At 67.8% G+C, this 20,754-nt stretch carries 18 protein-coding genes; 8 read left to right on the top strand and 10 right to left on the bottom strand.

Annotated elements, in window-relative coordinates; genetic code table 11:
* The first annotated feature begins 6 nt into the window (after positions 1-6).
* Positions 7-1,377, top strand: coding sequence for a hypothetical protein (locus JX613_RS11430; protein ID WP_207101596.1), 1,371 nt, complete (start codon positions 7-9; stop codon positions 1,375-1,377).
* Between the two features lie 3 nt (positions 1,378-1,380).
* Here JX613_RS11430 and JX613_RS11425 read toward each other — a convergent pair whose 3' ends face one another.
* The 5 genes from JX613_RS11425 to JX613_RS11405 all read right to left on the bottom strand — a co-directional run bounded on the left by JX613_RS11425 (position 1,381) and on the right by JX613_RS11405 (position 7,313).
* The gene (locus JX613_RS11425) at positions 1,381-1,800 is read right to left on the bottom strand and encodes a type II toxin-antitoxin system VapC family toxin (protein WP_207101595.1); all 420 of its coding nucleotides are present in this window, start codon (positions 1,798-1,800) and stop codon (positions 1,381-1,383) included.
* A complete protein-coding gene (locus JX613_RS11420) occupies positions 1,787-2,044 on the bottom strand; it encodes a type II toxin-antitoxin system Phd/YefM family antitoxin (protein WP_207101594.1) in 258 nt (85 codons plus the stop codon). Before JX613_RS11420 ends, JX613_RS11425 begins: the two co-directional genes overlap by 14 nt.
* A gap of 54 nt (positions 2,045-2,098) precedes the next feature.
* Positions 2,099-3,718: an exosortase E/protease, VPEID-CTERM system gene (gene xrtE / locus JX613_RS11415; RefSeq protein WP_207101593.1), complete on the bottom strand. Its 1,620-nt coding sequence runs from the start codon at positions 3,716-3,718 to the stop codon at positions 2,099-2,101.
* Between the two features lie 94 nt (positions 3,719-3,812).
* Positions 3,813-4,028 (bottom strand): hypothetical protein, encoded by a 216-nt coding sequence (locus tag JX613_RS11410; RefSeq protein WP_207101592.1) that lies wholly within the window; start codon positions 4,026-4,028, stop codon positions 3,813-3,815.
* A 138-nt stretch (positions 4,029-4,166) separates the two neighbouring features.
* Complete coding sequence (locus JX613_RS11405) at positions 4,167-7,313, bottom strand: SdrD B-like domain-containing protein (RefSeq protein ID WP_237168516.1); 3,147 nt, start codon at positions 7,311-7,313, stop codon at positions 4,167-4,169.
* 375 nt (positions 7,314-7,688) lie between these two features.
* Here JX613_RS11405 and JX613_RS11400 point away from each other — a divergent pair, with 375 nt between their 5' ends.
* Positions 7,689-8,015 (top strand): hypothetical protein, encoded by a 327-nt coding sequence (locus tag JX613_RS11400; RefSeq protein WP_207101590.1) that lies wholly within the window; start codon positions 7,689-7,691, stop codon positions 8,013-8,015.
* Positions 8,016-8,227: 212 nt separating this feature from the next.
* Here the strand turns inward: JX613_RS11400 and JX613_RS11395 are convergent, their stop codons facing one another.
* Positions 8,228-9,541 carry an oligosaccharide flippase family protein gene (locus JX613_RS11395; RefSeq protein WP_207101589.1) on the bottom strand — a complete coding sequence of 438 codons (1,314 nt, stop codon included), beginning with the start codon at positions 9,539-9,541 and terminating at the stop codon, positions 8,228-8,230.
* A 136-nt stretch (positions 9,542-9,677) separates the two neighbouring features.
* Positions 9,678-10,841: an acyltransferase family protein gene (locus tag JX613_RS11390; RefSeq protein ID WP_207101588.1), complete on the bottom strand. Its 1,164-nt coding sequence runs from the start codon at positions 10,839-10,841 to the stop codon at positions 9,678-9,680.
* A gap of 134 nt (positions 10,842-10,975) precedes the next feature.
* On the opposite strand from JX613_RS11390, the gene JX613_RS11385 reads away from it, so the two are divergent.
* The 3 genes from JX613_RS11385 to JX613_RS11375 are packed head-to-tail and all read left to right on the top strand — an operon-like array spanning position 10,976 to position 13,556.
* On the top strand, positions 10,976-12,061 hold the full coding sequence (locus tag JX613_RS11385) for a methionine ABC transporter ATP-binding protein (protein WP_207101587.1): 1,086 nt from the start codon (positions 10,976-10,978) through the stop codon (positions 12,059-12,061).
* On the top strand, positions 12,051-12,725 hold the full coding sequence (locus tag JX613_RS11380) for a methionine ABC transporter permease (protein ID WP_207101586.1): 675 nt from the start codon (positions 12,051-12,053) through the stop codon (positions 12,723-12,725). Before JX613_RS11385 ends, JX613_RS11380 begins: the two co-directional genes overlap by 11 nt.
* A gap of 42 nt (positions 12,726-12,767) precedes the next feature.
* Positions 12,768-13,556 carry a MetQ/NlpA family ABC transporter substrate-binding protein gene (locus JX613_RS11375; protein ID WP_207101585.1) on the top strand — a complete coding sequence of 263 codons (789 nt, stop codon included), beginning with the start codon at positions 12,768-12,770 and terminating at the stop codon, positions 13,554-13,556.
* On the opposite strand, the gene JX613_RS11370 is transcribed toward JX613_RS11375, so the two are convergent.
* The 3 genes from JX613_RS11370 to JX613_RS11360 all read right to left on the bottom strand — a co-directional run bounded on the left by JX613_RS11370 (position 13,490) and on the right by JX613_RS11360 (position 15,155).
* Positions 13,490-13,981: a HepT-like ribonuclease domain-containing protein gene (locus JX613_RS11370; RefSeq protein WP_237168515.1), complete on the bottom strand. Its 492-nt coding sequence runs from the start codon at positions 13,979-13,981 to the stop codon at positions 13,490-13,492. The two genes, JX613_RS11375 and JX613_RS11370, sit on opposite strands and share 67 nt — an antisense overlap.
* On the bottom strand, positions 13,978-14,277 hold the full coding sequence (locus JX613_RS11365) for a nucleotidyltransferase family protein (RefSeq protein ID WP_207101584.1): 300 nt from the start codon (positions 14,275-14,277) through the stop codon (positions 13,978-13,980). The genes JX613_RS11370 and JX613_RS11365 overlap by 4 nt, the downstream gene beginning before the upstream one ends.
* Positions 14,278-14,513: 236 nt before the next feature.
* Positions 14,514-15,155 carry a DsbA family protein gene (locus tag JX613_RS11360; RefSeq protein ID WP_207101583.1) on the bottom strand — a complete coding sequence of 214 codons (642 nt, stop codon included), beginning with the start codon at positions 15,153-15,155 and terminating at the stop codon, positions 14,514-14,516.
* Between the two features lie 343 nt (positions 15,156-15,498).
* Between JX613_RS11360 and JX613_RS11355 the strand changes: the two genes are divergently transcribed.
* From JX613_RS11355 to JX613_RS11345, 3 genes are all read left to right on the top strand, one after another.
* Positions 15,499-16,335, top strand: coding sequence for a sulfotransferase family 2 domain-containing protein (locus JX613_RS11355; protein ID WP_207101582.1), 837 nt, complete (start codon positions 15,499-15,501; stop codon positions 16,333-16,335).
* Between the two features lie 202 nt (positions 16,336-16,537).
* Complete coding sequence (locus tag JX613_RS11350; protein ID WP_207101581.1) at positions 16,538-17,644, top strand: efflux RND transporter periplasmic adaptor subunit; 1,107 nt, start codon at positions 16,538-16,540, stop codon at positions 17,642-17,644.
* Positions 17,641-20,715 (top strand): efflux RND transporter permease subunit, encoded by a 3,075-nt coding sequence (locus tag JX613_RS11345; RefSeq protein ID WP_207101580.1) that lies wholly within the window; start codon positions 17,641-17,643, stop codon positions 20,713-20,715. Before JX613_RS11350 ends, JX613_RS11345 begins: the two co-directional genes overlap by 4 nt.
* Positions 20,716-20,754 lie beyond the last annotated feature (39 nt).

Below are 20,754 nucleotides of genomic sequence, written 5' to 3'. Positions count from 1 at the left end.
GGAAAGGTGCGGCGCGGGATCGGCCAGGGGATCGGCCACGGGATCGGCCGGGGGGCCCTGGCGGCGGGCATCGCGGGGCTTGCCGCCCTGCTGCCGCTGGCAACCCCGGTCCAGGCCCAGGACAGCGACCCCTCGGCCCCCGAGACGCGGCTGACGCTGGGCCAGCAGGTCGCGGTCGAGGACGGCACCCTGGTCGGCATCACGCCCCTGGACTTGTCGCTGCGCCGCGCCACCCGCGTCCAGTCGCTGCAATTCTCGCTGTCCGCGCCCTTCCGCCTGAACGACCCGGACGAAAGCAAGACCTTTGCCCTGGGCGATCCGCAGGCCCGGCTGCTGCTGCGCCGCGGCGCGCGAAACGCCGCCATCGAGACCGAACTGGGCTATCGCGAGAACGACCTGGACGAGGAAATCCTGTTCGACGACATCGCCAACGAATTCGTCACGCTGGACGGGGGCCGCGTGGCCCAGACCGACGCCCGCCTGACCTATGTCTTCGGCACCCAATCCAAACTGGGCGGGGAATTCGGCCTGTCCTGGCTGCAGCGCGATTATACCGGCACCACCGATCCCGACCTGGACGACAGCGAGACGCGCAGCGGCAACGTCACCTTCTACCTGGAGCCGACTCCCCTGATCCGGGCCCGCATCCTGGCCCGGGCCAGCCGCACCGACAGCGACGACGGCACCGACAGCCGGTTCGACCGCTACGGCGCGGGCGCCTCGCTGCAGGTGGACAAGCTGACCAACCTGGATGTCGAGCTGGCCCGCACCACCATCCGCCGGACCGAGGAGAACGGCTTTGTCGAGGAAACCCGGGGCCCGTCGCTGAGCCTGGGCCTGATCCGCTCGCGTCCCCTGGGCGACTGGTCGCTGTCCTTCGGATCGAACCCCGGCACCGCCGGGCGGCGCGAGGATTTCAACATCGGCCGCACGCTGAAGCTGCGCTATTACGAGCTGTCGGGCCAGATCGGCGTGACGCATTTCCAGGGCAATTACGACCCGATCTTCCAGATCGCCTATCGCCAGGAAATCAGCCGCGCGTCCGAATTCCAGGCCTCGCTGCGCCGCGCGGCGGTCACCGACGACGACGGGGACGAGGCGCTGAACACCGACCTGTCCGCCAGCTTCCGCCGCCAACTGTCCGACATCTCGACCATCGGCGCCAATATCCGCTTTCGCGAAAGCCAGGTGCAGACGGGCGACAACGAGGATGCGCGCTCGGCCTCGTTCGGGCTGGACTACAGCCGCGACCTGCCAAACGAGTTCGCCCTGGTCGCGGGCGCCAGCATCATCCGCAGCAAGGACAGCAACGGCACCCGCGACGACGAGGAACGGGTCTATCTGGGCGTGAACCGCAACTTCAACCTTTTCCCCTGACCGTCAGGCGAAGGGATCGACGATCCGGCAGCCCGAGGGTCGGAAATCGGCCGTGTTGCCGGTGACAACGGTCGCGTCATGGGCCAGCGCGGTCGCGGCGATCTGCAGGTCGGCGCCGTCATGCCCGATCCGCGCCGACAGGGCACCCCAGATCCGCGCCTCGGCCGCGCCGAAGGGCAGCAGGCGGTCCCCGAACAAGGCCTGGGTGCGGTTCGACCAGGCCCGCAGGTCGGCGGCAAAGCCGGGATTGCGGCTTTCCTGGCGGATGATGCCGCGCTCGATCTCTCCCAGGGTGATGACCGACAGGAACAGGCTGTCCTCGGGCTGGCTTGCCAGGAAGGCCACCACGCGCGGGCTGCGGTCCGGGCGGCGCAGGGCCGAGATCACGTTCGTGTCCAGGATCAGTTTTTCAGAAATCGACATCGCGCGGGCGGGCCAGGGGGCGGTCCTGCGGGCGGGGATCATCGTCCAGCCCCGGAAATTCCAGCAGATGGTGCAGGAAGCTGCCGCGCCGGTCCCCCGCCGCCTGGCGCATCCGGTCGTATTCGGCGGCCGAGACCACGACCACGGCGGGCTTGCCCCGGCGCGTCACCTGCTGGGGCTGCCCGGCCATGGCGGCATCGACCACGGCGGAAAAGCGGTTCTTGGCGTCCTGCAAGGTCCACATCGCGTCACCTGTCCAGCTATCTGGCTAGATAGGCGAAAATGGGCCGAACCGCAATCAGATGATCGCCAGGTTTCCGGTTGCGACCGCCACGGCGAAGACGATCAGGTTCGCCATGGCATGGGCGGCGATGGCCTCCGCGATCCGGCCGCTGCGGCGCAACACCAGCGAAAAGACGACGCCTGCCACGAAAGCCTCGGCCCAGCGGTCGTGGAGCGCGGCAAACAGCGCGGCCGAGACGGCGATGGCCCCGATGCTGCGCCACAGGGGGGCAGGGGCCGCGCCGCGCAGCCGGCCTTCCAGGTAGTCGCGGAAGAACAGCTCCTCGACCAGCGGGACCAGGATCACGGTGCCGATGCCGCGAAAGACGAACCACAGCGCGGCCATGCCCCCGGCCAGCGCGCCGTAAGGGGGGGCGGCAACCGAGGGCGCGACGGGGATCGCCACCCACATCAGGCCGACAGCCGCGCCCGCAGCCCAGGCCAGGGGCGACACCCGCCAGGCAATGCCCCGCAGCGCGGGCCAGACCAGCAAAACGGCCCCGGCCAGCAGGATCACCCGCAGGGGATAGAACATCGCGGGGGTCGGACTGATCGCGGGGGCCACCACGGCGGTCAGCATGAAGACCGCGAAGGGCAGGATGCGGGCGGCGACCGGGTCGCGGCGCAGAGGCGGCAGAGGGGCCCGTGGGGCGGCCATGGCGGGCGCGCGGTTGAACCAGGCCACCCGGCGCGCCAGCGCGATGATGCCAAGCGCCACGGCGGTGAACATTACCCAACCCGCATGGCTGTGGAATCCGCCCACGGCCAGTTCGGGCTGACCCTCGATCCCCAGGATCAGCAGAATGGCGATGCGGACCGCGTTCAGGCCCGCGCTGGCGACGACGCCCAGCGGATAAAGCAGCAGCGCCCGGGGAAAGCGCAGCTCCTGCCGGAACAGCCACAGATACAGCGTGACGAAGATCGTCACCAGGGCGATCCCCTCGATCCCCGAACAGGCGGGGGCGATCGACAGGATGAAGCCTTCGGCGCCGATATGGCGGCGGACCGGGTCGGCCACCACGTCATAGCCAAGCGCGCCGACCATCCAATGGACGGCGGAAAAGGTCGCCCCGGCGATGGCGTCCATGTCCCAGACGGGTTGCAGCCTTATGGCGATCATCGGGGCCATGGCGCCCGCCGCGATGGCCACCGCCAGCGCCGGACCGGCCCGGCGGCCGAACCGTGCCCACAATGCGCGCGGCGCCAGCCAGGCGCCGATCCCCCCCAGGATCAGCGCCATGCCGGGGATCCAGGCGGCAAAGGACGGCAGGATCATCGCCGTGCCCTCGCCTTGGCGCAGGAACAGGACGGGCAGCATGGCCAGGGCGAACCCGGCCCCGTTCACGGTCAGCGGCCGCGCGTCATGGCCCGCCCTGGCCAGCAGGTCGCGGAACAGCCAGGGCCGCAGCAGCGCGAACAGGCCCGTGGCGGCGATCGCGCAATACAGCCCCGCCAGCGTCCGGCTGGTGGTTTCGCAGACGGGCCGCGGCCAGTTGTCCAGGCAGCGGAAGGCGATCCCGTGCTTGAAGGTCATGCCGATCACCAGAAGCTCGGCCACGATCAGCAGGGCCGCTAGGGCCAGGGGCGTGAGGGGCAGGGAAGGGGCGGGCAGGCGGGGGGCGCGGCTGTCGCTCATGGAACGGGATCCGGGGGCAAGCGGTGGAAACGGATCAGGCCCGCCCGGGGGCAGGCCTGTCAAGCAAGCGATGCTAAGGGTTTTACCGAACCGCTCAGTGCGCGCGGCGGCGGCGTTCCCAGGTCAGCAGCACGATGGCGGCCATGGCGGCGATGGCGGCGGTGCCCTCCAGGGCGCTGATTTCCGGAACGGGGGTCGGCGCCGGGGGGCAGGACAGGCCCGCGCAGGCATAGGCGGCGCCGGTGGCCGCGACCGAGGCGGCGGCGGAAACGGCGCTGACGAGGCCGCTGGCAAAGGCGAATTTCTTCATGGCTTGAACTCCGAAAAAACAGACGGCGATCCAGGGCGCCGTCACACTGCACAAGGGATCCCCGGGGAAATCCCGATCCCGGTTCCTGGACGACCGGAATGCGTCCCGCGCCACCCGGGGGCAGCGCGGGCGTGACGATCAGAAGCAGAAGCAATCCTGCGCCAGGTCGTCCCATTCGATGCCGACGATGATGGGCTGCTTGTTGCCCGCCGCCTCGGCCGCCGTTGTCGGATCCAGGATCAGGCCGACGATGTCGCCTTCGCCCGCCTCGAACCCTTCGCCATGGGCCAGGGCAAGGTTATAGATCTCGCGCGCGTTGGCGGTGCTGCCCAGGGCCGGGTTGACGAAGACGATGTTGTCGGTCAGGCCCCAGATGGCGCCCTGGATCTCGGCCTCGGTATAGGCCTGGCCCTTGCCGTCGCCGTTGTCCATCGCGTCGAAGTCCTGGTTCAGGATCCAGTTGACCATGTCCAGGTTCTGCGGACGCGAGACGACGGTCTTGGAAACCGAGGCATCGGCCAGGAAGACGTTGTAGGGAACCTCGACCCCTTCGGAAATCGGCAGATAGGCCGACACGCAATAGGCCGCGTCGAAGGTCTGGCCGTCGAAGCGGTTGTCGCCGGTGCCCGACAGGGTGACGTTGAAATGCTCGCCGTCGAAGGTATCGTCGATGGACAGCACCAGCGTCCCGGTCGCGGGCAGGCTGGCCTTGATCGTGTCCAGCGTGTTTTTCGCCCCGCAGAAGTCCATGTCCAGGATGGCGGTGTCAAACCCGCCATTGCCGTCCGACACGGTATAGCTGATGTCCAGTTGCGCCTTTTGCCCGACCAGCAGGTTCTTGTAGGCGTCTGACCCGTCGATCACCAGCTTGCCGCCGATCAGCGACACGGTGACGCCGTCCACATCGACCGAACCGCCCTCGGCGATGGCCTGGCCGTCCACCTGGGTGATGAACAGGGCGTCGCCATTGGCGTCCGCGTCGTTGGTCAGCACGTCCACGGTCCTGGGATCGGTCGCGCAGGTGCCCGCCGCGTCGTTCCGGGCGTCGGGCGCCACGTTTTCCACGACCAGGCCTGCATCGACGGTCAGGTTCGCCTCGCCGATGGTCAAGGTGATCGGCGCGGTCAGGCCGGTCGTCTGGTTGGCATCGCTGTCGGCGGCGTCATTGCCCACGTTGGCGGCGGTGAAGTCGAAGCCCGCCTTTTCGGTGAAGCCCACCTTGTAGGTGCCGGCCTTCAGCCCGGTGAACAGGTATCCGCCCGCCGCGTTGGTCGTGGTGGTAGCGATGACCGCGCCCGCCGCGTCGTAAAGGGTGACGGTGACGCCTGCCAGGCCGCGCTCGGTCCCGTCCTGGATGCCGTCCTTGTCGGCGTCGAGGAACACGAAGTTGCCGATGCTGGCGGTCGCCGGATCCTTGACGCCCGCGTCGTTGTCCGACGAGATCTCGCCGATGCCCAGGCTGATGACGCCGGTCTGGCCGGTGGTCTGGCTGGCATCGCTGTCGATCGTGTCGTCGCCGCCCACATTGGCGTTGACCAGGACAAGGCCGTTCACCGATTTCGGGAACTCGACCACATACTTGCCCGCGTCCAGCCCCTCGAACAGATAGGAACCGTCGGCGGCGGTCACGGTGGTGGCGATGACCGCGCCCGCCGCGTTCAGCAGGGTGACGGTGACGCCCGCCACGCCCGCCTCGCCGTTGTCCACATTGTCGCCGTTCGCATCGGCGAAGACGCGGCCCTCGATCGCGGCGGTGCCGGGATCGACCAGGCCCGCGTCCACGTCCTTGGTCACACCGCCCCCGACAACGGCATAGCTGCCGGTCTGGCCGGTGGCCGTGTTGGCGTCGCTGTCCACGCTGTCGTTGGACCCGACATTGGCGCCGGTCAGTTCGCGGCCATCGACTTCGGTCGGGAAGACCACGCGGTAATCGCCGGGGGTCAGGTTGCCGAAGGCATAGCCGCCATCGGCCGCCGTGACCGTGGTGGCGACAACCACACCCGCCGCGTTCAGCAGCTGCACGGTGACGCCCGCGACGCCCGCCTCGGCATTGTCGATGCCGTCCTTGTTGGCGTCCAGGAAGACGCGGCCTTCCAGGGCGCCGGGCTTCACCTCGGTGGGGCAGATGGTGGCCTTGTCGATGATCGCGCTTTCGCAGCCGGTGCCGCTGCCCTTGAGGGTGATCACGTCGCCCTTCTTCAGGTTCAGGCCCTCCAGGCTGATGTCGTGCCAGGCATTGTCGTTGGCGTTCAGCCGGACGGTTCCGGCCAGGGTGCCGTTCACATAGACCTTGATGCTGCCGTCGCCCGCCGTGTCCCAATAGCGCAGCGACAGGTCATAGGTGCCCGCCGCCCCCGCGAAGGTGGTCGTGGCGCTGCCGGTGCCGCTGGCCAGCGCGATATATTCCCCGCCCGAGGCCGATGTGGCGCATTTCACCGAATAGCAGGACAGCTTCATGTCCTCGGCCTCGATCACGGTGCATCGGGGGGCGTCTTCCTTGACGTCGCCGACGGTGACGGTCAGTTCCTTGTTGACCGTGCCGCCCTTGCCGTCGCTGACGGCCACGATCACCTTGTAGCTGTTGTTGCCGTTGCTGTCCGTGGGCTTTTCGTAATCTGGCGCGGTCACGAAGGACAGGACGCCCGTCTTGGCGTCGATGGTGAAGGCCGCGCCATCGGCCCCGCCGACGATGGAAAAGGACAGGGCATCGCCATCCTTGTCCGAGGCGTTCAGGTCCACCACCAGTTTGGTGTTCTCGGACACGCAGAAGACGCCGTTGGCGGGGACGTTGGTGAAGGTGGGCGCGGTATTCGGGGGGGCGGTGTTGCCCGCGCCCAGGCAGGAATAGTCGATCCAGGAACCCTCGACCTTGCAGGTGCCGGTCACGGTCAGCGCCGTGCCCGCCGGGGGCTGCGCGCCGTAATAGGTGAAATAGCCGTTGCCCGCGCCTGCGGAATCATGGCCCTCGATCTTGATCTCGATCAGGTAATAGGTCTTGCCGTCTGACCCGCGCAGGACGTGGTACTGTTCGGCATACATCTGGCAGCCGACGCGGGCGCCGTTGACATACCCGTCCTGGCCCGATGTGTCGTCGGCATAGGTGTTGCACCACCAGGTGCTGGCCCCCGACAGCTTGGCGTCGTTGTCATAGGTCGCCATCCTGGTGGTGGCCGAACCGGCGACGAAGCTGTCGCCCTTGCCGAAGTCGCAGCCGTTCCTGCCGTTCTTCAGCAGGTCCGCCTCGGTAAAGGCCGACCATTCGTATTTCTTGTAAAAGTCACTCATGACACTCTTTCCGACTGCCCAACGCGGGCGAACACACCGGACATGGGTCATGAAGGGCAGGGCGCATCATGCCCCGCCGGTCTTGCCTTCTGGCAATGCTTTCCCCCGACCCATGTCTTGGGAAAAGGTCATATCAATAAAAATTTAACAGTTCCATGAGTTGCTTGCCCGACGTAAGGATTTTGTCGTGGAAAGACGTGGCGTTAACCTTGTTTGGGCGGGTTTTGCACGCGGGGTTGCGCCCGTCTTTCAGCGGCGGATTCAGGCCACGGAAATTTCAATTAAAGGTTGCCTTTATCCAACTGATACAACCGAATCACTGAAATCATCCTCAGGTTGATAATTTCTATTGCGGGTTCTCCTGAAGATGGTTTGATGCACAAGATCATAGCGACATCACGAAGTGTCCCTGCCCATGGCCGTCCCCGCGCAAGCCTCGATTTTTTACCCTCGGCCCCCGGCATGATCGTCGTGGCGCTGTTCCTGATCCTGGCCGGATCCTTCACGGGGGCTGCGGCCCTGTGGCTCCAGGGCGCGTCCTTCTGGGGGATCGCCCTCGGCTATGTCGGCGGCGGTTGGGCGGGGTTCCTGGGCGGGATGGCACTCGTGATGGCCCTGCGCGGCCTTGCGGGGCTGTTCCCGGCGCGCTCAGCGCCGGCCGGGAAGGGACCGGGCCAGCATCAGCAGAAGACTCTTCCATGAGCCGCGCCTGAAGGGCTGCCGGGACAGCGCGTCCAGGATCGTCCTGATCCCCGCCATCCGCCTGCCCTTGCCGAAGTCCTGCCAGGCCTGCGCGGTCAGGTGGCCGACGATCAGGCTTGCGGCGCGGTTGCGCACCGCTCGGCCGCAAAGACGCGGGCGGCCCCGCCATGGAATTTCAGCTGCGCCGCCTTGCGGTCCTGGGCTAACGGTTCCTATCCCAGGATCTTGAAGAGCGTGTAGCCGTAAAGGGCAAGGACCGGCGCAAGTGTCATCAGGTCGTATTTCAAATGCATGATGCCATATCGTCTTGCGAAATAGGCCGATGCCACAAAGGGCAGCAGGCTTCCGCCGACCCCCAAGCCCACGATCATGCCATAGATGCCGGCCACATGCATCCCGACCAGCATCAGAAGAACCGTCGAGACGGCCGACACGCCCATCACCACGGAATGCACACGGCTGTTTCCTGCGGCCAGCATCGCGTTCTGATAGGGCACCTGCAATGTCCCGATCGCATTGTTCAGGGCAAGCAGGGCCAGGAAGCTTCCCGCCTGGGCATAGCGCGGGTCGTAAAGCAGGTCGATGATGGGCTGGCTGGCCAGCGAAATGCACAGAAAGACCGGCAGGACGCAGAGGAAGATGATCCTCTTCACCCGCTCCACGGCCGCGCCGATGTCACCCCCCTCGCGATAGATCCGGGCGATGGACGGGAAAACCACCTGGTTCAGAACCCGCAGCACAAGATCGCTGAAGGCCCCTGCGATGGTGGTGGCGATGGTGATCAGGCCCAGGGTCTCGGGGGGGACTTCCAGCCCCATGATCGCCGTCGAGCCCTGGCCGCCGAAATAGGTGAACAGGGTCGCCAGCAGGACCCAGCGGCCGAAGGTCACGATCTCGGCCATGGCGTCGCGGTGAAAGCGCAGGCGCGGGCGATAGGGCGGCAGCCACAGGTAGCTGGCGACCAGGCCGAACAGCACGCCCACGACCGATCCCAGGACCAGCGCCCAGACGGATTGCAGCCACCAGGCGAACAGGACGTTGAACGAGGTGGTCACGATCTGCCCTGTCAGGCCCATGACCGTCAGCGTGCCAAGCCGGACATGCCGCCGGCAGGTGGCCATGGCGATCGAGTTGAGCCCCTGGAAGACCGGCATGACCGACACCGCGCACAGGATCGGGAACAGCCGCGGCTCGTCGTAAAGGCGCGATACCGGCCAGGCCAGCAGCAGGACAAGCCCGCCCAGGCAGAACCCGCGCACGGCCTGCACGCTCCAGGCGGTGTCCAGGAAATCGGGGTCGTCGCCGCGAGGGCTGCGGATGACCGAGGGGACGGTGCCCACGTCGCTGAGCATCGTCAGCGCCCCCAGCAGGACCCAGGCCAGGCTCATCAGGCCGAAGACCTCGGGCGCCAGAAGCCGGGTCAGGGCCAGCGTGGACAAAAGCCGGATCGCGTAATTGGCGCCAAAGCCGATCATCGTCCAGCTTGCGGCGCGCCCGCTGGTCGAGCGCAGGATTTTCGTCAGCATGAAGTTGACCGCATCGCGAACCTGGACATCCTTGCACCGGGGCCCGGATGGGCCCGCCTGCCCGGGGCTTGTGCCAAATGCCGGGGGAACAGGCCAGCGGGAAGACGGGCTTTGAAAGGGAAAATGATCCCGGCCCTCAGCGGCCGGGGGCGGGGTTGCCCCGGCCCGCGGCATGTCCCGATTTCAGCGCCAGGAAAGGACGCTCGAGGCAGCGGAAGCTTGCCTCGGCGATGGCTATGGCGGCCAGCGGGTAAAGAAGGGTCACGGCCCATGCCGCCTGCGGCGCGGCAAGCCCGCTGCGCGCGAGGCCCTCGTTCGCGACGTGCAGCCCGATCAGGTGGTACAGGTAGATGCCGTAGCTGATCTCTCCGACCCGGGCCAGGGGGGCGAGGGTCAGGACCGGGCGCAGCACGTGATCCTCTCGCACGACAAGCGAGGCGAGGCACAGCGCCATCAGGACATCCATGCCCAGGGCGGGCCAGCCCAGAAGGGAATCGGGCGTCAGCTGCAAATAAAGCAGCAGCGCCCCGAACAGCGCCAGGGGCGCGCCGCGCCAGCCGCAGAGCCGCCACAGCCAGCGGAACCCCGCGGGATCGTCCAGCAGCAGCGCCATCAGCGACCCGCAGAGGATCGCCATGTAGGACATGCCGGGCAGGACGAAGACGGCATGGGCGGTTTCCAGGCGCGGCAGATCCAGCCAGTCGGCCAGTCCCAGCATGGCCAGCAGGCACAGGCCGATCAGGACCGCCAGAAGCCCGGCGCGCAGCCGGAAGGCCAGCGGCAGCACCACCAGCAGGGCAGGCCAGAGCAGGTAATACTGTTCCTCGACCGACAGCGACCAGGTGATCGTCAGCAGCGGGATGTCGCCCTTGAGGAAATTGGCCAGGAAGGCATAGTAATAGGGCACCATTCCGGCCAGGTCGTGATAACCCTTCACGCCGATCCAATAGGCCGACATCGCCGTCACCAGCAGGACATAGGCGGGCAGGATCCGCAGGGCGCGGCGGCGATAGAAGCCCGGCAGGGAAATCCGCCCGGTCCCGCGTTCCTCGCGCAGCAGCAGGGTCGTGATCAGGAAGCCGCTGAGGACGAAGAAGAAGTCCACGCCCACGAAGCCGCGTTCCAGCAGCCGGGGCGAGGTCACCAGCGTGTTCGCCGGGGAATGATGCCACAGGACGGCCCCGATGCACAAAAACCGCAACCCGTTCAACGATGCGAAATACCGCCTGTCCCCGTAGGCGCGGAAGGCCGGACGGGATCCGGCATCGGAGGCGGCGAAATCGGCGTTCAGGACACTCATGAAAATCCGGTCTCCGGCTATTGCCGCCAGACTATCCGCAACGGGGCCGGGGGGCCATGCGATTCATCACCGGCCTTGCGTCCCGCCCCCGATTGGGGCAACCCCGCCCGGACTGGCCGCAAGGACGAAACGGAATGACCGGCAATCCCGCCGCAGGGGCGGCACGCACAGCCGCCGCAGGCGCGGCGATCAGCTTTTCAGGGGTCGGCAAGGCCTTCGCCGGGCCGGGCGGCGCCCGCGTTCATGCGCTGGACGACGTGACGCTGGCGGTGGAGCCTGGCGCGATCTGCGGCATCATCGGCCGGTCGGGCGCGGGCAAGTCGACGCTTCTGCGGATGGTGAACGGGCTGGAACGGCCGACAAGCGGCACCGTCACCGTGGCGGGCCGGGACGTGGGGCGCGCGCGGGGCGCGGCGCTGCGCGCGATCCGGCGCGAGGTCGGGATGATCTTCCAGCATTTCAACCTGCTGTCGTCCCGCACGGTGGCGGGCAACATCGCCCTGCCCCTGGAAATCGCGGGAGAGCCTGCGGAGGCCATCCGCGCCCGCGTGACCGACCTGATCGCCCGCGTGGGCCTTGATGGCCTGGCCGCGCGCTATCCGGCGGAACTGTCGGGCGGGCAGAAGCAGCGCGTGGGCATCGCCCGGGCGCTTGCCACAAGCCCCAGGGTGCTGCTGTCGGACGAGGCGACAAGCGCGCTCGACCCGGAAACCACGCAAACCGTGCTGCGGCTTCTGGCCGACATCAACCGCGACCTGGGCCTGACGATCCTGCTCATCACGCACGAGATGGCGGTGGTCCGCGACATCGCCAGCCACATGGCGGTGATCGAAGGGGGCCGGATCGTGGAATCGGGCCCGACCTACGACATCTTCACAAGGCCCACGCATCCGACCACCCGGTCCTTCCTGGGCGGCGTGACCGGGCTGACGCTGCCCGCCTTCATCGCCGGGCGGCTGCTGCCCGCCCGCCCCGACGGCCCTTCGGAAGAAGTGATCCGCGTGACCTTCGCCGGCACCCACGCCACCGACCCGATGCTGTCCAAGCTGGCCGTGGAAAAGGGCATCGCCAGCAACATCCTGGCCGGCGCCATCGAGGAGGTGGGCCCCCATCCCTTCGGCAACCTGCTGATTTCCGTCGATGCCGATCGCGGCCCCGAGGCGCGGGCCTATCTGGAACAACACGGGCTTCTGACCGAGGTGCTGGGCCATGTCCGCTAACCTGATCCCCCTTCTGTGGGAAGCGACGCTGCAAACGCTCTACATGGTCGCGGCCTCGACCATCCTGGGCACCGCCTTCGGCCTGCCGCTGGGGGTGTTCCTGGCTGTCTCGCAGCGGGGGGAACTGCTGTCGGCGCCTTGGGCGAACAAGGTTCTGGGGCTGGTGGTGAACGCCACGCGGTCCGTGCCCTTCATCATCCTGGTGGTGGCGATCATCCCGCTGACCCGCGCCATCGTCGGCACCTCGATCGGCACCAACGCCGCCATCGTGCCGCTGACCCTGGCCGCGATCCCCTTCATCGCCCGCCTGGTGGAAAACGCCATCCGCGAGGTCGATGCGGGCCTGATCGAGGCCGCCCGCGCCATGGGCGCCACGCCCTTCCAGATCATCCGCAAGGTGCTGATCCGCGAGGCGCGGCCATCCATCGCGCTTGGCCTGACGCTGGCCGTGGTCAGCCTGATCGGCTATTCCGCCATGGTCGGCGCGGTGGGCGGCGAGGGGTTGGGCGACCTGGGGATCCGCTACGGCTACCAGCGCTTCATGCCCGAGGTGATGGCCGCCGTGGTCGTGGTCCTGATCGTGCTGGTGCAACTGGTGCAGTCCATCGGCGAACGCATCGCCGCCCGCTTCGACAAGCGCGCGCCCCGCAACCGGGGCCGCTGAGTTTCCCCCGATTTCTTCGCAGACAAGAAAGGAACCCATCCGATGCTGCGTCTTGCCACGTTCGTTTCCGCCCTGGCCCTGTCCACGGCCGCCATGGCCCCCGCCACCTGGGCCGAGGACATCAAGGTCGGCGTCTCGCCCGGCGAACATGCCGAGATCATGGAGGAGGTCGCCCGCGTCGCCGAGCCCATGGGCCTCAACATCGAGGTGGTCGAGTTTTCGGACTACGTGATCCCCAACACCGCGCTGGCCGACGGCGACATCCAGGCCAACAGCTTCCAGCACCGGCCCTATCTGGAAAACCAGATGGAGGACCGCGGGTTCGACCTGGTCGAGATCGGCACCACCATCACCACGCCGATGGGCGTCTATTCCGACAAGCTGAAGGACATCGCGGATCTGCCGGACGGGGCCCGGATCGGCATCCCCAACGACCCGACCAACGGCGGGCGCGCGCTCTTGATCCTGCAGGATCTGGGCCTGATCAAGCTGGCCGAGGGCACGGGGCTGGTGCCGACGCCGCTCGACATCACGGAAAACCCCAAGAACCTGGAATTCCTGGAACTGGACGCCGCGCAGCTGCCCCGGTCGCTGGCCGACACGGATGCCTCCATCATCAACACCAACTATGCGCTGGCAGCAGGGCTGAACCCCAACACCGACACCATCGCCATGGAAAAGGCCGACAGCCCTTACGTGAACATCATCGTGGTGCGGAAAGGGGATGAAGGCCAGGACTGGGCGAAAAAGCTGGTCGAGGCCTATCACAGCGCCGAGGTGAAGGCCTTCATCGACAAGAAATACGAAGGGTCCGTGCTGACCAGCTGGTAAGGCTGAAGCAGAGCCGCCGCAGCAAGGGCGGGGAAACACATGCGTTTCCCCTGGCCCTTCACGCGGCAGTGCCGCTGATCAGGACCGGGAAGACGCCAGCCCTTGATCAGGGACGGCAACTCGGACCGGACCGTCTGCCAGACCACATGTAGGTCGATGTCGAAATATCCATGCGCGATCCGGTTGCGCATCCCCCGCATCCCGCGCCATGGGATGCCGGGATGCGCTTCGGTAAACTCGGGATGATCCGCCAGGACACGGCTGGCGGCCTCGCCCAGGATCATCAAGCTCATCACCACGGCACGCTGCGTGCGCAGGTCTGCTAGGAAATCGGCCTCGTCCATGCCTTCCGTGAAGGCCAGCGCATCCGTCGCGCCCTGCACCATCTGCCAGAGCCATTCGGCCAGCCGCGCCGGTCCGCTCAAACCGGGACCGCGTGGCGCAGCACCTCCGCCCGGATATGCGGGGGAAGATCCATGGGGGTTCTGACATCGACCCGCACGCCCAGGGCTTCCTGAAGCGCATCCTGCAAGCCGCCCAGGTCAAAGAGCGTGGTTCGGGGCAGCGGCTCCACCAGCAGGTCCAGGTCGCTGCCCGCGCGGTCCTGGCCGGTCAGGACCGACCCGAACACGCGGGGATTGGCCGTGTGGTGCCGCGCCGCAAGGTCGCGGATCAGGTCGCGCCCCTGTTCCAGGGCTTGCGAAGGGGTTTGCAGGGGCATGGCCAAGGTCTCCTGCGATCAATCTAGCCCAAGCCTGTTCATCATCAAGCCCGGGCAGTCCCGCGCCGCTTGTCGGCGCTTCAGAGCGCAGAGGGGCCGCAAGCGGTCCTTATGGCCTGATGAAGATCGGCGCTGCGGGGCCGACGGATCGACATTCGCCATAGGGGGCGATCCCGGGGATGCGGCCGGCAGGAGGGATGCGCAGCGCGTCCCCACTTGTCCCGGGAATCCGCGCCTCAGGCCAGGCCCAGCGTCCGGCGCCCGCGCCCGACCAGCCCGGCCAGATCGGCGCGGGATTGTTCGCCGAAGACCGCCTCGTCGCCCGCGATGAAGGTGGGGGTGCCCATCAGGCCCATATGCTCGGCCAGCTGGAAGGACAACTGGATATGGCGGGTCACGGGTTCCGCCTCCATGCCGCGGCGCAGGGCGGCCTGATCCAGGCCAAGCTGGCGGGCCACACGCATCACGCTGGCCTCGGCCGCGCGGTCCTTCATGGCCAGCAGGGCCGTGTGGAATTGCCAGTATCTGCCGGTTTCCAGCGAGGCGAGCGACGCGCGGGCTGCGAACTCCGACTCCTCGCCGAAGACCGGCCATTCGCGATAGACGACCCGCAGCCGGGGGTCGGACGCGATCAGCGCCCCGATCGGCCCGGCCATCTTGCGGCAATGCGGGCAGTTGTAGTCGAAGAACACCGACAGGGTGATGTCGCCTTTGGGGTTGCCAAGGACCGGCGCGGTCGGGTCGCGTTCCAGGGACTTGCGCAGTTCCTCGGGCATGGGGTTCGGGCGGCCCGGATCGGCAACGGCGGCGCGCGCGGGCAGGGCGGCACTGATTGCGCAGGCGGCGGCACCGGACAGGACAAGGCGGCGGGCGATCATGGGCGGGGGCCTTTCGGATGGGGATGGCGCCAGCTAAGCTAGAACAGGCCGGGATCGGAACCCCGGTTTTGGCGAGGCTTGGTCACGATGCGGTTAGGGGCAGACAGTTCCCGCCTTTCCGTTCGCCGATCATCGGTCCAAGATGGTTACTTTCGGGGCGGCACCAGTGTTTGAAGGAACGAAGGCGGCGGATGCATCCTGGTCGGGGCATGGGGACAGGCGCTTGATGAACCTGCGGTCCCCATGCCAGGATCCGGCGTTTCCAAAAACCGCCAGCCCCGGGACATTCCGGCCCAGGTGATGAAGTTCAAGTCCGTTTCACGGTGAAGCCCAGGATCGCCCGATGATAATCAGCCCGCGACATCAGTTCGTTTTCGTCCATATCCCGAAATGCGCGGGCACTTCGGTGCGCACGCAGTTGATCAAGTGCGACCCGGACCATATCGGGATGGCAGAGGTGGGAACCCATCCCGTCCTGGGGAACATCGATTACGGCCATGTGCCGCTTTCCATTCTCAGGCAGCATTTCCCCCGGGAATATTCCTATCTGGAACGTTTCACCTCCTATGCGGTGGTGCGCGATCCCTTGGAGCGGTTCGGGTCGTCCCTGCGCCAGATGCTGTGGCGGTACGACAAGCGGCCCATGACGCTCATTCCCCAGGACGAATTGCGCGATCTGACCTTGAGGACGATCAAGGAGGTGGCGGACCAACTGGACAGGCCATCCAGCAAATACATCTTCTTCGCCCGGCAGCGCGATTTCATCCATGACGAGGACCGCAGGATCGTCGATCACCTGATCCCGATGGAGCTGGTGCCCGATTTCATCGCCCATATCGGCCGGATGACGGACACGCCCATGGAATCGGGCACGCGCAGCAATCAGAACGTCGAGCTTCGCTTCAAGCGGGTCGGCGGCCTTGCCTATCGCGTGAACGACGTGCTGCGCCGCACCTTGCCGCTGGATATCCATGCCCGGATCAAGGATGGGGCGTTGCGCCTGCTTTCGGCCAGGAAGAACGCGGCCGAGGCCAGCGGAATCCTGCAAATGGACGAGGTCCGCTCTTTCGTGGAAACCCATTACGCCGAGGATGCGCGGATTCACCGCGAGGTGGCGGCCCGGACAGGGGCGTTGAAGGCGGCGTTGCGGGCGGACGCCTTACGCGAAAGGATCGTGTAAGGACCATGCACGCGACCAAAGGGGGGATGCCCCTGGCCTGATCCTCCGGCCTCGCCGGCATTGTTCAAGGGCCCCATCCGCGCCATCTGAGACATTCGTTTACAAACTTCACATGTCCGGGACCGCGTCGATATCGGTTGTCCCTTCTGGCCCGATCGGTTGTTCTGGAAACGACCCACTCTGAACCCTTGAAGGAGCAGGCATGCGCGCGGTGAGGGCCGTCCTGGGACTGGTCGTGATCGGGGCCGCCGCGGCGGGCGGGATGTGGCTGACCGAACGGCTGCTGGCCGCCCCCGAACCGGTCCCCGCAGCCCAAGGCGCGGCAGCCGCCCCCCTGCGGGTGGAAACCATCGCGCCCGAGATCGTCACCTTTGCCGATGCCGTCACCGCCGTGGGCACCGCCCGCGCCCGCCAGGCCGTCGATCTGGTGGCGGAATCCGGCGGCCGCATCAGCCGCATCGCCTTCCAGCCCGGCGACCGGGTCGAGGAAGGGGCCGTGCTGGTCGAACTGGACAGCCGCGCCGAACAGGCCGACCTCAAGGCCGCGGACGCCACCCTGGCCGAGGCGCAGGCGGCCTTTGACCGCCAGCAAAGCCTCAACCGTTCGGGCAGCGCGTCGGATGCCGCCTATCAGACCGCGCAGGCGCAATTGCTGCGCGCCGAGGCCGAGCGCGACCGCGCCATCGTCGCGCTGGAGGACCGCAGCCTGCGCGCGCCCTTCGCGGGCGTCATCGGCATGTCGGACCTGGTGGAAGGCCAGGTGATCGACACCACCACCCCCGTCGCCACCCTGGACGATCTGTCGATGATCGCCGTCGATTTCAGCGTGCCCGAAACCCTGCTGCCACGCCTGGAACGGGGGCAACGGGTGGACCTGACATCCGCCGCCTGGCCGGGGCGGGTGTTCGGGGGCGTCATCAGCCGCATCGACAGCCGCGTGGATGCCGCGACCCGCAGCCTGGCCCTGCGCGCCGAGATCGCCAACGACGACCGCGCGCTGGCGGGCGGCATGTTCCTGCAGGTGCGGCTGGTGCTGGACGAACGCCAGCGCCCCGCCGTCCCGGAAAACGCGCTGACGGTCGAGGGCGACCGGACCCTGGTCATGGTCGCGGACGGCGGCACCGCGCGCCAGGTCGAGATCGTCACCGGCCAGCAGCAGGACGGGCTGGTCGAGGTCGTCTCGGGCCTGGCCCCCTCTGCCCGGGTGATCGTGACGAACCTGCACCGCCTGTCCGACGGCAGCGCCATCGAGCCCGTGGCCGAGGGGCGCCGGGTCGAGGCCGCGGCCCCGGCGGAGGGCGGCGGATGAGCCTGCCCGACCTGTCGCTGCGCCGCCCGGTGATGGCCACGGTGCTGAACCTCTTGATCGTGCTGGTGGGCGCGGTCGCCATGTCGCGCCTGCCGGTGCGCGAACTGCCCCGGGTCGAGGCCGCCGAGGTCACGGTCCGCGTCGATTACACGGGTGCGGCCCCCGATGTGGTGGACAGCCAGGTCGCATCCGTGATCGAGGGCGCGCTGGCGGGCGTCAGCGGCGTCACCGCCATGGCCACGGAATCCGAACGCGGGCGGATGCGCACGGTGCTGACCTTCGATTCCGGCCGCGACATCGACGCGGCCGCCAACGACGTGCGCAATGCCGTGGACCGGGTGGTGGGCCGCCTGCCCGAGGAGGCCGAGCGTCCCCGCGTGGACAAGAACGACAGCGAGGGCGACCCGGTCGTGCGCCTGTCGCTGTCCAGCCCCGCCATGACGCCGCTGCAACTGTCGGACTATGCCGACCGCTTCCTGGTGGACCGGCTGGCCCGGCTGCCCGGCGTCGCCAACACCGCGACCTTCGGCGCGCGGTCGCCCTCGATGCGCATCTGGCTGGACCCCTCGCGCATGGCCGCCCAGGCCGTCACCACAAGCGACATCATCGCCGCGCTGGAGGCCAACAACATCGAACTGCCCGCAGGCGAGATCGAGACCGGCGCCCGGCAGTTGCAGGTCCTGGCCCGGACCCGGTTTTCCAGCCCGGACGCCTTCCGCCAGGTGGTGATCCGGGGCGCCGATGGGGACCGGGGGGGCCGCCCCCTGCGCCTTGGCGACGTGGCCCGCATCGAGGAAGGCCCCGAACAGCGCGAGTCGATCTTTCGCGCCAATGGCGTGGTCTCGCTTGGCCTGGGCGTCCAGCCGCAGGCCCAGGCCAACACCGTCGCCATCTCGCAAGCCGTGCGGGCCGAACTGGACCGGATCCGCCCGACCCTGCCCCCGGGGATGGCCCTGGACATCACCGCGGACGAGGCCGTGTTCATCGAAAGCTCGATCCACCAGGTGCTCAAGGTCTTTGCCGAGGCGGTGGGCCTGGTGATCGCGGTGATCTTCCTGTTCCTGGGGTCGATGCGGCTGTCGATGATCCCGGTGGTGACCATTCCGATTTCCGCCCTGGGCGCGGGGCTGGCGATGCTGGGTTTCGGCTTTTCCATCAACATCCTGACGCTGTTCGCGCTGATCCTGGCCATCGGCCTGGTGGTGGACGACGCCATCGTGGTGCTGGAAAACATCCAGCGCCACCGCGCCATGGGCAAGTCGCGGCTGCAGGCCGCGCGCGACGGATCGGCCCAGGTCAGCTTTGCCGTGATCGCCACCACCGCCGTTCTGGTCGCGGTCTTCGTGCCCGTCAGCTTCATGGAAGGTGAGATCGGCAAGCTGTTCGCCGAATTCGGCATCGTGCTGGCCGTGGCCGTGGCCGTGTCGGCCCTGATCGCGCTGACCCTGTCGCCGGTCCTGGCCGCGAAGATCATGCCGCGCGAGGAACGCCCGAACCTGTTGACCCGCAGCGTCAACCGCATGATCGGCGCGCTGGAGCGGGTCTATGGCGCGGTGCTGGACCGGCTGATCGCCCGGCCCCTGCCGATCCTGGCCGTGACCGCCTTTCTGATGGCGGGGGCTTTCGCCGTCTATGGGCACCTGCCCCGGCAACTGACGCCCGACGAGGATCGCGGCCAGATCCGCATCACCGTGACCGCGCCGCAAGGGTCGAACCTGGCCTATACGGATGCGGCCACCCGCCAGGTCGAGGCGCTGCTGGAACCCCTGCGCGCGGACGGTACCGTGACCAACGTGACCACCATCGTCGGCACCTGGGGCGAGTTGCGCCGCTCGCTGCTGTTCGTGAACCTGGCCCCCTGGAAGGACCGCGCCGTCAGCGTGGACCAGGTGATCGCCACCCTGCGCCCGGAACTGGCCCGCATCACCCAGGCCGAGACCTTTATCCGCGCCGCGGGCGGCCTTGGCCTGTCCAGCGGCCAGGGCAATATCCGCTGGATGCTGGGCGGCCCGGACATGGCGCGCGCCGCCGCCTGGGCGAATGACCTGGCCGCCCAGCTGGAGGGCGACCCCCGCCTCGCCTCGGTCGAGGTGGGCTATTCCGCCAACCAGCCGGGCGCCAGCCTGTCGATCGACCGCGCCCGCGCCCAGGATCTGGGGCTGTCGTCCGAAACCATCGCCCAGACCCTGCAGGTGTTGTTCGCGTCCCGCAGCGTGGGCGAATACACCAGCGACGGGCGGCAATATCCGGTGATCCTGCAGGCCGATCCCCAGGACCGCGACTCTGTGCAGGACATGCTGGGGGTGTTTTTGCGCAACGACCGGGGCGACCTGATCCCGCTGCGGGCTTTCGCCAGCATCGAGACGGGGGCCACCGCGCCCGCCGTGAACCGATACGACCGCCTGATCTCGGTCGAGATGGAGGCCGATATCGGTCCCGGCACCGATCTGGCGGGCGCGATGGCGGCGGTCGAGGCGGCGGCGGTCGATCTGCCCGCGGGCGCGGTGCTGGCCTGGGAAGGGCAGGCCAAGGACTACCTGGAAAGCGCCGGGGGAATCGCCTCGGTCTTTGCCATGTCGCTGGCCATCGTCTTCCTGGTCCTGGCCGCGCAGTTCGAAAGCTTCCGCACGCCCTTGACGATCATGCTGACCGTGCCCCTGGGCCTGGCCGGGGCGGTGGGGACGCTGTGGCTGACCGGCGGGACGGTGAACATCTTTTCCCAGGTGGGGATGATCCTGCTGATCGGCATCATGGCCAAGAACGGCATCCTGATCGTGGAATTTGCCAACCAGCTGCGCGAGGAGGGCAAACCCCTGGCCGTCGCCGCGCGCGAGGGCGCCGTGACCCGCCTGCGCCCGGTGATGATGACCACCATCGCCACGGTCCTGGGCGCGGTGCCCCTGGCCATCGCCACGGGCGCGGGATCGGAAAGCCGCCAGGCCATCGGCGCGGTGATCGTGGGCGGGCTGTCCCTGGCCTTCGTGCTGACGCTGCTGATCACCCCGGTGATCTATGTGCTGATCGAGGGGCTGCGCCGCAGCCCGGAGGCAGGGCCGGTGGCGGCGGAGTAGCTTTGCGTCCCGCGACGGCCGGGGGCGCTTCGCCCCCCG

Origin of the sequence: Paracoccus shandongensis (assembly GCF_017315735.1) — a bacterium.
GTDB lineage: Bacteria > Pseudomonadota > Alphaproteobacteria > Rhodobacterales > Rhodobacteraceae > Paracoccus > Paracoccus shandongensis.
The sequence above is the reverse complement of the archived record's forward strand: the minus strand, read 5'-3'. Positions and strand labels throughout refer to the sequence as shown.